The sequence below is a fragment of the Brenneria sp. g21c3 genome (genome assembly GCF_040240345.1).
Classification (GTDB): Bacteria; Pseudomonadota; Gammaproteobacteria; order Enterobacterales; family Enterobacteriaceae; genus Brenneria.
The window spans coordinates 491,494-503,791 of record NZ_JBEIAB010000002.1; the positions used below are offsets into that span (position 1 = coordinate 491,494).

10 protein-coding genes are annotated in these 12,298 nt (G+C 57.5%); 7 read left to right on the top strand and 3 right to left on the bottom strand.

Annotated features, from left to right (window positions below; translation table 11 throughout):
* The first annotated feature begins 64 nt into the window (after positions 1-64).
* Together folB and bacA are read left to right on the top strand one after the other, a co-directional pair.
* Complete coding sequence (folB, locus tag ABRZ28_RS04855) at positions 65-418, top strand: bifunctional dihydroneopterin aldolase/7,8-dihydroneopterin epimerase (RefSeq protein WP_319604517.1); 354 nt, start codon at positions 65-67, stop codon at positions 416-418.
* A gap of 193 nt (positions 419-611) precedes the next feature.
* A complete protein-coding gene (bacA, locus tag ABRZ28_RS04860) occupies positions 612-1,430 on the top strand; it encodes an undecaprenyl-diphosphate phosphatase (protein WP_330519629.1) in 819 nt (272 codons plus the stop codon).
* Positions 1,431-1,488: 58 nt separating this feature from the next.
* Here the strand turns inward: bacA and ABRZ28_RS04865 are convergent, their stop codons facing one another.
* Positions 1,489-2,736, bottom strand: a complete 1,248-nt coding sequence (locus ABRZ28_RS04865) for a multifunctional CCA addition/repair protein (RefSeq protein ID WP_330519630.1) — start codon at positions 2,734-2,736, stop codon at positions 1,489-1,491.
* 84 nt (positions 2,737-2,820) lie between these two features.
* Entirely contained in the window at positions 2,821-3,441 is a 621-nt protein-coding gene (locus ABRZ28_RS04870; RefSeq protein ID WP_319604520.1) for a TIGR04211 family SH3 domain-containing protein, read from the bottom strand.
* A gap of 268 nt (positions 3,442-3,709) precedes the next feature.
* Here ABRZ28_RS04870 and ABRZ28_RS04875 point away from each other — a divergent pair, with 268 nt between their 5' ends.
* From ABRZ28_RS04875 to ABRZ28_RS04895, 5 genes are all read left to right on the top strand, one after another.
* Positions 3,710-5,044, top strand: a complete 1,335-nt coding sequence (locus ABRZ28_RS04875) for a CYTH domain-containing protein (RefSeq protein WP_330519631.1) — start codon at positions 3,710-3,712, stop codon at positions 5,042-5,044.
* Between the two features lie 56 nt (positions 5,045-5,100).
* Positions 5,101-7,953, top strand: a complete 2,853-nt coding sequence (glnE, locus tag ABRZ28_RS04880; protein WP_330519632.1) for a bifunctional [glutamate--ammonia ligase]-adenylyl-L-tyrosine phosphorylase/[glutamate--ammonia-ligase] adenylyltransferase — start codon at positions 5,101-5,103, stop codon at positions 7,951-7,953.
* Positions 7,954-8,056: 103 nt separating this feature from the next.
* On the top strand, positions 8,057-9,490 hold the full coding sequence (gene hldE, locus ABRZ28_RS04885) for a bifunctional D-glycero-beta-D-manno-heptose-7-phosphate kinase/D-glycero-beta-D-manno-heptose 1-phosphate adenylyltransferase HldE (protein WP_319604523.1): 1,434 nt from the start codon (positions 8,057-8,059) through the stop codon (positions 9,488-9,490).
* A gap of 15 nt (positions 9,491-9,505) precedes the next feature.
* Complete coding sequence (ligA, locus tag ABRZ28_RS04890) at positions 9,506-11,560, top strand: NAD-dependent DNA ligase LigA (protein WP_319604524.1); 2,055 nt, start codon at positions 9,506-9,508, stop codon at positions 11,558-11,560.
* Between the two features lie 3 nt (positions 11,561-11,563).
* Positions 11,564-11,788: a DUF3820 family protein gene (locus tag ABRZ28_RS04895; RefSeq protein ID WP_319604525.1), complete on the top strand. Its 225-nt coding sequence runs from the start codon at positions 11,564-11,566 to the stop codon at positions 11,786-11,788.
* A gap of 27 nt (positions 11,789-11,815) precedes the next feature.
* Here ABRZ28_RS04895 and ABRZ28_RS04900 read toward each other — a convergent pair whose 3' ends face one another.
* On the bottom strand, positions 11,816-12,154 hold the full coding sequence (locus ABRZ28_RS04900) for a FlxA-like family protein (RefSeq protein ID WP_330519633.1): 339 nt from the start codon (positions 12,152-12,154) through the stop codon (positions 11,816-11,818).
* Between the last annotated feature and the right edge of the window lie 144 nt (positions 12,155-12,298).

A 12,298-nucleotide genomic window follows, 5' to 3' on the forward strand; every position in this document is an offset into this window, starting at 1 on the left:
GTGGATAATACGCATAATCCGTCGGAAGTGGTATCCGACAACGACAAAAACAGAGAATGGCGTGATGGATATCGTATTTATTGAAGAACTTACTGTAATTACCACGATTGGTGTTTACGACTGGGAACAGACCATCCGGCAGAAATTGGTGTTCGATATCGAAATGGGCTGGGATAACCGTCAGGCGGCGGGAAGCGATGACGTTAACGACTGCCTGAGTTACGCCGATGTCAGCGATGCGGTGATAACGCTGGTCGAAGGACAGCGCTTTGCGCTGGTTGAACGCGTGGCGGAAGAAGTGGCGACGATGCTGATGCAGCGTTTCGCCATCCCCTGGCTGCGCATTAAGCTTTGTAAGCCCGGCGCGGTGGCGCAGGCGCGTCAGGTCGGCGTGATTATTGAGCGTGGAAAGCGATAAATCTGATTTTTTTGAATTATTACTGATTTGCGTACAACAAAAACGTAATCTGTGAGGTCTATAACATTTTGAAGCGGCTCGCCAAACAGCGCTGCCGCTTTTTTGTGGCACGGCGCACGGGCTGTTGGCGCTTTCAGATCATGGCTGCACGACGTTTTATGATCTCACGGTTATCATACGCAAGGTATTTTAGATGACAGATCTGCACTCATTATTTATTGCATTTATTCTCGGTGTCGTTGAGGGATTGACTGAGTTTTTACCCGTATCCTCTACCGGCCATATGATTATTGTCGGTCATTGGTTGGGGTTTGCGGATGACAAAGCAAAAACCTTTGAGGTCATTATCCAGTTAGGATCGATTCTTGCGGTCGTCGTGATGTTTTGGCGTCGTTTATTCGGCCTTATCGGTATCCATTTCGGCCAGGTTCCCCATGAAGGCCATACCGCCGGTCGTCTGAAACTGAGCCATATCCTGCTTGGAATGATCCCGGCCGTGGTGCTCGGCCTGATTTTTCACGATGTGATCAAATCGCTGTTCGAACCCAAAAATGTGATGTACGCGTTGGTCGTCGGCGGTTTTCTGCTGCTGGCGGCGGAATGGTTAAAGCCCCGGCAAGCGCGCGCGGTCGGGCTGGATGATATTACGCATCGTCAGGCGTTTATGATCGGTTGTTTTCAATGCTTAGCGCTCTGGCCGGGCTTTTCCCGCTCCGGCGCCACCATTTCCGGCGGTATGCTGGTGGGCGTCAGTCGCTATGCGGCATCGGAGTTCTCTTTTATTCTGGCGGTTCCCATGATGATGGGCGCGACGGCGCTGGACCTTTACAAGAGCTGGCATTTTCTGACGCTGAGCGATCTGCCGATGTTCGCGGTGGGCTTTATCACGGCCTTTGTCGTGGCGCTGATTGCGATTAAGACCTTCTTACAGGTGATTAAACGTATCTCTTTCGTCCCCTTCGCCATCTATCGCTTTTTTGTCGCGGCGGCGGTGTATGTGGTGTTTTTGTAAGCCGTTCGCAAAGTAAAAAGCCGCGCCATGGCGCGGCTTTTTATTTTTTACTGTTGGCTTATGCGGCCGGCGGAGCGTTATTCGCCTGTTGTGCCTTCCATTGTTCCAACGCCTTGATGCGGCGGCGATTCAGTTCGTTGCGAACTTCAATGCCCTGAAAACCGTCGGCGACCACGGCGGCGCTGGCAACGCCGCTTGCGACGCGAAAGGCCGCGCGCAGATAATCGCCCTGCGGATAGGCGCTTTCTTCAAAGCCGGTGCGTCCGCGGGCATCGGCTTCGCTGGTGATCGCCAACTGTTCCAGCCGCTGCGGCTTACGCCACACGTCAAGCGCATCAAACAGCTTCAGCAACGTTTTGGGCTGCAATTGCTGCACCGTGTGAACCAGATCGTGATATTCCGCGACCAGCTTCGCCAGATCCCGAATGTGATTGGGAATACGCAGCCGCTCGCATAATGCCTCAACCAGTTTCACCCCTGCCGGCCCGTGACCGTGATGGCGCGGCCAAAGTTCGGGCGGCGTCAGTCCTTTGCCGAGATCGTGGCACAGGGTGGCGAAACGGATGTCGACGTCCGGGGTGAGACGGGCGGCGATGGCCAGCGTCATCAGCGTATGAATGCCGGTATCGATTTCAGGATGCCACTTGGCCGGCGCCGGAATGCCGTACAGCTTATCGATTTCAGGAAACAGTACGCCAAGCGCGCCGCACTCTCTGAGCACCTGAAAATAAACCTGCGGGGATTGGGTCGCGAGCGCTTTCTCGGTTTCTTTCCAGACGCGCTCCGGCGTCAGATAGGCCAGTTCGCCCTCGCGCGTCATTTTTTGCATCAGCGCCAGCGTTTCATCGGCAATCTGAAAACCAAGGTCGGCGAAGCGGGCGGCAAAACGCGCCACGCGCAATACGCGCAGCGGATCTTCACTAAAGGCGTCGGAAACATGGCGCAACAGGCGATTTTCCAGATCGCGGCGGCCATGATAGGGATCGATCAGTTCACCCTGTTGCGTACGGGCAATCGCGTTAATGGTCAGATCGCGGCGCAGCAAGTCCTGCTCCAGCGTGACGTCCGGCGCCGCGTGGCAGACAAAACCGGTATAACCGTTGCCTGATTTTCGTTCGGTACGGGCCAGCGCATATTCTTCATGGCTGACCGGATGCAAAAATACCGGGAAATCTCTTCCTACCTGCTGGTAGCCCTGAGCAAGCATTTGCTCCGGCGTTGCGCCAACCACAACCCAGTCTCGTTCGGTAACGGGTAAATTAAGCAGACTGTCCCGTACTGCGCCGCCGACAAGGTAAATATTCAACGTCGGGCTCCTGTGAATGTATCGTCATATTCATGACATATTACCATTTTTGCGCAACATTACCGTAACGGGTGTTGGATAGCGTTAACTCATCCACCGGTCATTCTTCTTGCGACGCGGGATAATGTGCGGCAACAGCAGGCCCAGCAGGAGTCCGGCGCCTGCCACGCCGCCGCCGTACAGGAACCACTGTAGAATGATGGTTCGCTGTTTATCGTCAAGCTGGACATTCGCGGCGCTGACTTTCTTCTGCGCCACGATCAGCTGATTCTTCAACTCCTGATTTTCATTACGCAACCCGTTGATAATATCGTCGCTGGCGGCGACTTTCTGCTGCATTTCCGCCGTGCGCTGGTTCCAGGTCTGATCGATATTGTTCAGTTTTGCCGTCAAATCGTTAACCTGATTTTCCAATTCAGGCACCCGGGTTTTCAGACTTGGCGTTTCGCTCAACTGATCGAGCGCAATCCAGCTCGTGCGGTTTTTATCATCGAGGATCTGCGCATAGCCCGCGTCCTGATTAATACTGAGCACCGTCACGGGCGTGCCGGCTTTCAGCGTACCGATAATACGATATTGATTGCCGGGGCCGCTGTGGATATAGGTCAGCAACTCATCGGAAATATAACGTTGTTCATCAGCATGAGCGGTCAAACTTAGGGTAAAGGTCATTAAGGTAAAAAAAATCAGGCGTAATTTCTGCATAAGATCATCAGGTTGCGTAAGTCATGGGATGATAGTAGAGGCTTAAGTCTGACGAGGCAATGATTAAACCTGAATGAGAACTTTCTCACTCTTGGTTCGCCGGTCGTTCCCTTGAGCGGCGCGCGATGTTTTTGTCGCGGCGCGAATCCTGTTTAAGCCTATCGCCGCCGGTGAAAAATCAACGGTCGCCGCAAAGGTGGCAAGGTGAAGTAAAATGTTATTTACTGGCGTAAATTTGATGGAGTCCGGGTCCGGTCTGGTAAATGTTATGAGTGAAGAAATCGAACTGAAATTTATTGTTCATCGCGACAGCGTCGAGTCGTTACGACAGCAGTTGTCCGCCTGGCAAAGCGAGTACAGTCAGGCGGAGCATCTGCATGCCCGGCGGCTGACGAACACCTATTATGAGACGGCGGACGGCTTCCTGCGCAAGCAGGGTATCGGTCTGCGGATTCGCGGCGAGAACGAACGCTATGAGATGACGGTGAAAACCGCCGGTAAAGTGATTGGCGGGCTGCATCAGCACCCTGAATATAATGTCGCGCTGGAGAAAGCGGCGTTGGATCTTAGCCTGCTTCCGGCGGAAATCTGGCCGGAAAACTGCGATCCGGGCGCGCTTCAGCCGTCGCTTAATCCGCTGTTCAGCACGGACTTTACCCGTGAGAAGTGGGTGGTTACTTATCATCAAAGCGTGATTGAGGTTGCGCTTGATCGCGGCGAGATCCGCGCAGGCGAACTCAGTGAACCGTTAAGCGAACTTGAGATGGAGCTGAAGCTGGGACAAACGTCGGACCTGTTTGAACTGGCGACGGAAATCGCCGAATTTGGCGGTTTGCGCCAGGGAAGCCTCAGTAAAGCCGCGCGCGGCTATCATCTGGCTAAAGGCAATCCTGCGCGTGAATGCCGCCCGGCGGGCATCCTTACCCTGGAGCCCAAGGCCACTATCGATCAGGCCATCGGCGCGGCGCTGGAATACGCGCTCAGCCACTGGCAGTATCATGAAGAGCTTTGGGTGCGCGGCAACGCCGAGGCCCGTAAGGCATTGCCGCAGGCCGGCGCGCTGATCCGCGAAATGCTGGTGCTGGTCGGCGGCGTGATTCCCCGGAAGGTGACGACCCTGTTTCGCGCGGCGCTCGCCAGTCTGGAAGACAAGGTTCAGGGGCCGGAGGCGGCGGAAAGTCTGTGCTACAGCGTAGAGTATCTGCAAAGTAAGCTGGCGCTTACTTCATGGCTGGTTGAAGCCGGCTGGCGCAGCTATATGGATAATAAAGAGCGCATCAAGTTACAGGGGTCTTACAAACGTTTTGCCGACATCATGCTGGGACGCAGTTCCGCCGAACTGAAACACACGTTCAACAGTACCCTGAGCGAAGTGCAATATGTACAGCAATTGCCGCGTTTACAACGCAATATTTGCGCGCTGCAACTGTTATCCGGCGCCTATCCGACTGAGCAGGTGGAGGCGTATATGGCGCGCTGGCGCGCGTTAATCGAGTCGATTGAACAGTTATCAGTCGATCACACGCCATCGCCGTATCTGGAAACCTGCCGTAAACAGGCATTGGCACAGCCGCCATTCTGGCTACACAGCGCCGGGAATTAACCGTTAACCGCGTTTACCCGCTATTGACGGCGGGTAACCTCTCAAGGGAACCAGTCATGTCGATCTATCCTTTGCCGTCTTTGCCGCCGTTATTGGCGCAACAGTCCCAACGGGTTTTATTACGTTGGCGGGAAGCCGCCGCGGACCCGGTTCCGGTAACGGAGAACGAGCTTGCCGTCCTGGCGATGAGCGATTTCGTCAGTGACGCGCTGACGCGTTATCCGGACTGGCGGCAGGATATTCACCGCCGGCCGCCGCAGCCGGATGAGTGGCGGCATTACCCTGAGTGGCTGAATCAGACGCTGAGCGGCATCGACGACGAAACGGCGCTGATGAGCGCGCTGCGGCGTTTTCGCCGCCATATGCTGGTCAGGATCGCCTGGTCGCAGGTGGTACGCGCCAGTAGCACGGAACAAACCTTGCGGCAGCTGAGCGAACTGGCGGAAACGCTGATTATCGCGGCGCGCGACTGGCTGTATCAGGCCTGCTGCCGCGATTGGGGCGCGCCCGTCAATGCGCGGGGAATTCCTCAGCCGCTGCTGATCCTGGGGATGGGAAAGCTGGGCGGCTGCGAGTTGAATTTCTCCTCCGACATCGACCTGATTTTTGCCTATCCGGAGAGCGGTCAGACCCAGGGCGGGCGGCGTGAGCTGGATAACGCGCAGTTTTTTACCCGGCTGGGACAGCGGCTGATCAAGGTGCTGGATCAGCCCACGGTCGATGGTTTTGTCTATCGCGTCGACATGCGGCTGCGCCCGTTCGGCGATAGCGGCCCGCTGGTGCTGAGTTTTGCCGCGATGGAGGATTATTATCAGGAACAGGGCAGGGACTGGGAACGCTATGCGATGGTGAAAGCCCGTCTGCTGGGCGGGGCGGAAGATGGATACAGTCAGGAGCTGCGCAGCATGCTGCGGCCTTTTGTCTTTCGGCGCTATATCGATTTCAGCGTGATTCAGTCGTTGCGTAACATGAAGGGCATGATTGCCCGCGAAGTTCGTCGGCGGGATTTGCGTAACAATATCAAACTGGGCGCGGGCGGCATTCGTGAAATCGAGTTTATCACCCAGGTTTTTCAACTTATCCGCGGCGGACGCGAGCCGGGGCTACAGGAAAGGGCGCTGCTGCCCACGCTGCGGCATATCGGCGAACTGGGACTACTGGCGCCGCCTCAGATTGCCGAGCTCAGCGAGGCATACTGTTTTCTGCGCCGTCTGGAAAATCTGCTACAGGCGATTGCCGATGAGCAAACGCAGACATTGCCCGACGATGAGCTGAATCGGTCGCGGCTGGCGTGGGGGATGGGGGTTGACGACTGGCCCGCGCTGGAACAGGCGCTGGCGCGTCACACGCTCTGCGTCCGCCGCGTGTTTGACGATTTGATTGGCGATGATGCGCCGGACAATAACGATATTCCCGAACACGACAGCTATCGCAGCCTGTGGCAGGACAAATTGGATTATGCCGATCTGGCCCTGCTGACCCCGCACCTGACGGCAAGCGTGCGTGAGAAACTGTTGCGCGAGGTCGTCGATTTTCATCATGACGTCGCCAAGCGGACGATCGGCCCGCGCGGGCGCGACGTGCTCGATCAACTGATGCCCAGCCTGCTGGCGGAAGTGTGCGCCCGGCAGGATGCGGATATCATTTTATCTCGCCTGACCCCTCTGTTGCTGGGGATTGTCACCCGCACCACCTATCTGGAACTGCTGCTGGAGTCGCGGCCCGCGCTGGCGCAGCTCGTCCGGCTGTGCGAGGCTTCGCCGATGGTGGCCGGCCAACTGGCGCGTTATCCGCTGCTGCTGGATGAGTTGCTCGATCCCGCCACGCTTTATCAACCGACCGCGCCGGAAGCCTATGCCGATGAGCTGCGCCAGTACCTGATGCGCGTGCCGGAAGAGGATGAGGAGCAACAACTGGAGGCGGTGCGCCAGTTCAAACAGGCGCAATTGTTGCGTATCGCCGCCGGCGATATCGCCGGCGCGCTGCCGGTAATGAAAGTGAGCGATCACTTAACCTATCTGGCCGAAGCGATTATCGCCGCCGTCGTGCAGCAGGCCTGGTCGCTGATGGTCGCCCGTTACGGTCAGCCCGCGCATTTGCAGCAGCGCGAAGGGCGCGGTTTTGCGGTCATCGCCTATGGCAAGCTGGGCGGTTGGGAATTGGGCTACGGCTCCGATCTGGATCTGGTTTTCCTGCTGGATTGTCCGCCCGATGTCATGACCGATGGCGAGCGCAGTATCGATGGCCGCCAGTTCTATCTGCGGCTGGCCCAGCGCGTGATGCACCTGTTCAGTACGCGCACCTCATCGGGCATTTTGTATGAGGTGGATGCGCGTCTGCGGCCTTCGGGCGCCGCGGGGATGCTGGTCAGTACGCTTGAGGCTTTTGATGATTACCAGCATAACGAGGCCTGGACCTGGGAACATCAGGCGCTGGTGCGGGCGCGTATGGTTTACGGCGAGAGCGGCGTTCAGCGGCGGTTCGAGGCCATTCGGCGCGATATTCTCTGCCGCGCGCGCGACGGCGACAAACTGCGTACCGACGTGCGCGAGATGCGTGAAAAAATGCGCCAGCATCTGGCGAATAAGGATAAGAGCCTGTTCGACCTGAAGACGGACGCCGGCGGGATCACCGACATTGAATTTATCGTCCAGTATCTGGTGCTGCGCTATGCGTCGCAGGAGCCGCGCCTGACCCGCTGGTCGGATAATGTGCGCATACTGGACATGATGGCGCAGTATGGCGTGATGGAGGAGCGCGAGGCCGATGCCTTGAAGCGGGCCTACGTCGCGATGCGCAATGAGCTGCACCATCTGGCGTTGCAGGAAATATCAGGACGGGTGGGGCCGGATAAGTTTATGGCCGAGCGGCAACAGGTTCAGCAAAGCTGGAACCAATGGCTGGGTTGAGAAGCGCTTCGCATTCCGTGGAGCCCGGATGCGCTTTTTAATGGTAATAATCCGTCCTGTGATATTATGACGCGCATTATGCGAAATGAGCTTGGAGTATGGAATGAAAGTTACGCTGCCTGATTTCCGCCGTGCGGGCGTATTGGTGGTTGGGGATGTGATGCTGGACCGCTACTGGTATGGCCCGACCAACCGGATTTCACCTGAGGCGCCGGTGCCGGTGGTGAAGGTGGATACGATTGAGGAACGTCCGGGCGGCGCAGCCAACGTGGCGATGAATATCGCCTCCCTGGGCGCGGTTTCACGCCTGGTCGGCCTGACGGGAATCGATGACGCCGCGCGGGCGTTGAGCGCCAAACTGAACGAAGTCAACGTCAGGTGCGATTTTGTTTCGGTGCCTACGCATCCGACCATCACCAAACTGCGCGTGTTGTCGCGTAATCAGCAGTTGATTCGACTGGACTTTGAAGAAGGTTTCGACGGCGTCGATCCGCAGCCGATGATTGAGCGTATCCAGCAGGCGCTGCCCAACATCGGCGCGCTGGTTTTGTCGGATTACGCAAAAGGGGCGCTTACCCACGTACAGACGATGATCCAGACGGCGAAGGCGGCGGGCGTGCCGGTGCTGATCGATCCGAAAGGCACCGATTTTTCCCGTTACCGGGGCGCGACGTTGCTGACGCCCAACCTGTCTGAGTTCGAGGCGGTGGTCGGGCGCTGTAAAAATGAACAGGAACTGGTGGAGCGCGGTATGCGACTGGTGGCTGATTACCAGCTTTCCGCGCTGTTGATCACCCGTTCCGAGCAGGGTATGACGCTGTTGCAACCGGGTAAAGCGCCGTTGAATTTACCGACCCAGGCGCAGGAAGTGTATGACGTGACCGGGGCCGGCGATACGGTTATCGGCGTTTTGGCCGCGGCGCTGGCCGCCGGCAACCCGCTGGAAGAGGCCTGTTTCCTGGCGAATGCCGCCGCGGGCGTGGTGGTCGGCAAGCTGGGCACCTCGACGGTAACGCCCATCGAACTGGAAAATGCCATTCGCGGCCGCTCGGATAGCGGTTTCGGCGTGATGAGCGAGGAGCAACTGAAGGACGCCGTGGCGCGCGCGCGTCAGCGTGGCGAGAAGATCGTCATGACCAACGGCTGTTTTGATATTTTACATGCGGGACACGTCTCCTACCTTGCCAACGCCCGTAAACTGGGCGATCGCCTGATTGTCGCCGTCAACAGCGATGCCTCGACCAAGCGCCTGAAAGGGCCGACCCGACCGGTAAATCCGTTGCCGCAGCGCATGATCGTGCTGGGCGCGTTGGAGTCCGTCGACTGGGTGGTGGCGTTCGAGGAAGATACCCCGCAGCGTCTGATTGCCGAGGTATTGCCGGATATTCTGGTAAAAGGCGGCGATTATCAGCCGCATGAAATCGCAGGCAGCGAAGAAGTGTGGGCCAATGGCGGCGAAGTCAAAGTGCTGAATTTTGAAGACGGCTGTTCCACTACCAATATTATTAACGCCATTAAAGCCGGTAAGTCTGAGTAACTGACTGAAACAGGTATGAATCCATTGAATTTAGAGTCAGCCGAAGTACGTGAGGCAACCTCACGGATAGCAGAACTGCGCGCATTGCTGCGCCATCACGAATACAAGTATCACGTGGAAGATGCGCCGGAAATTCCCGATGCCGAATACGACCGGCTGATGCAAGAGCTGAAAAGTCTGGAACAGGCCTATCCTCAACTGGTGACCAGCGACTCGCCGACTCAGCGCGTCGGGGCCGCGCCGCTGGCGGCGTTCGAGCAGGTGCGCCATGAAGTGCCGATGCTGTCGCTGGACAACGTCTTTGATGAAGACAGCTATCTGGCGTTCAGCAAACGTATTGGCGATCGGCTGAAAAATGCCGAAGACCTGACGTTCTGCTGTGAACTGAAACTGGACGGTCTGGCGGTCAGTCTGCTGTATGAGGATGGCGTGCTGGTGCAGGCGGCAACGCGCGGCGACGGCACGACCGGTGAGAACATCACCGCCAACATTCGCACCGTTAAGGCGATCCCGCTGCGTTTGCGCGGGGACAACATTCCACGTCGTCTGGAAGTGCGCGGTGAAGTTTTCATGAAACACCGCGGTTTCGAACAACTGAACGAAGAAGCGCGCCGCACCGGCGGCAAAGTTTTCGCCAATCCGCGCAATGCGGCGGCGGGCTCGCTGCGTCAGCTCGATCCCCGCATTACGGCCAAACGCCCGCTGACCTTTTTCTGTTACGGCGTGGGCCTGCTGGAAGGGGGCGAGTTGCCCGCCAGCCACTGGCGGCGTTTGATGCAATTCAAAGCCTGGGGGCTTCCCGTCAGCGATCGTATCAAGCTTTGCACCGGCAGCGGCGAAGTGCTGGACTTTTACCGCCACGTCGAGCAGCAGCGCGCCTCGCTGGGCTTTGATATCGACGGCGTGGTGGTCAAGGTCGACGATCTGGCCTTGCAGGCGCGGCTGGGATTCGTCGCCCGCGCGCCGCGCTGGGCGGTGGCGTATAAATTCCCGGCCCAGGAACAGCTGACCTGGGTTCGTGACGTTGAGTTTCAGGTGGGCCGTACCGGGGCGATTACGCCGGTGGCGCGTCTGGAGCCGGTGGCGGTGGCCGGGGTGATGGTCAGTAATGCGACGTTGCACAACGCGGATGAAATTGAACGTCTTGGTCTACAGATTGGCGATCGGGTGATTGTGCGCCGGGCCGGCGATGTGATCCCGCAGATTGTCGGCGTGGTGGAGTCGGAGCGTCCTGAAAATACCCGGCCGATCCTGTTCCCCGCCGCGTGTCCGGTGTGCGGTTCTGACGTCGAGCGTGTTGAAGGCGAAGCCGTCACCCGCTGCACCGCGGGACTGATTTGCGGGGCGCAGCGCAAAGAATCCCTGAAGCATTTTGTTTCCCGCCGGGCGCTGGATGTCGACGGCATGGGAGACAAGATTATCGATCAACTGGTGGAGAAAGAGTACGTCAAAACGCCGGCGGATCTTTTCCGACTGAGCGCCGGCATCTTGACCGGTCTCGATCGTATGGGGCCGAAGTCGGCGCAAAACCTGGTCGGCGCGTTGGAAAAAGCGAAAAGCACCACGCTGGCGCGCTTCCTGTACGCCCTGGGGATCCGTGATGTCGGGGAAGCGACGGCGGCCAACCTTGCGGCGCATTTTGGTTCGCTTGAGGCGCTATCCGCCGCGGATGAAGAGGCGTTGCTGGCGGTTCCCGATGTGGGAACGGTGGTGGCGACGCATGTGCGTCATTTCCTTGAGGAAGAGCACAACCAAAACGTGATCCGCGAGTTAACCGATCCCGATGGCATAAACGTTCACTGGCCGGCGCCGACGGTGGTCAAGGTTGATGAGATTGACAGCCCGTTTGCCGGCAAGACCCTGGTGCTGACCGGGTCGCTGAGTATTCTGTCCCGCGATGAAGCCAAAGATCGGCTAACGGCGTTGGGCGCGAAGGTCAGCGGCAGCGTATCGAAGAAAACGGATATGGTGATTGCGGGCGAAGCGGCGGGATCCAAGCTGACCAAAGCGCAGGAACTGGGGATCCCGGTGATCGATGAGGCCGAAATGATCCGTTTGCTGGGAGCCTGACCCGTGGAAAAAGAAGACCTGATCGAGATTGCCAATATGCCGATGCCGTTTGGTAAATACCAGGGGCGTGCGCTTATCGATCTCCCGGAAGAGTATCTGCTGTGGTTTGCCCGTAAAGGCGAATTTCCGCAAGGGCGTCTGGGCGAGTTGATGCAAGTTACGCTGGCGATCAAAATAGAGGGTCTGCAAGGGTTGGTTAAACCGTTGAAGAAAAATGGCAAGGCATGAGCGTCATGCCTTGCCTGCTACCGATCGTTAGACATAGACGTTAATCTGGTTTTCGTCCGTCGGACGGTTAACGCCGTCGCCCTTGGCGGAAAGCGCGGCCGCACCGCCATTCGAGTCCTCTGCGGATTGTTGCGCCTGCTGTGCTTCAAGCTGCGCGATCTGCGCTGCAATCGCCTGGATCTGCGCCTGTAGTGCCTCGCTTTTGGTTGCGGTCGTTTCTGCGTCTTCCGATGATTGCGCGACGTCTTTAAGCTGCTCGGTCAACTTTTCAAGCTGCCGGTTGAGCTGATTAATCTTCTGGGTATAGCTCTGCGACGCGCCGCCCGCAGATGAAGTCGCTGATGAAATTGCACTGATGCCGGACATTTTTCCTCCTAATAAAGATCACGCATAGTGTGAGTTTATTATCGGTAATTACCTGCAAGCATTGAGGAGAATTAGGTTGTCAAGGCGCATGGTTGTCGTCAGTATTGCGTAATACATGTAACAAAACATGTTTCCTGCCGGATT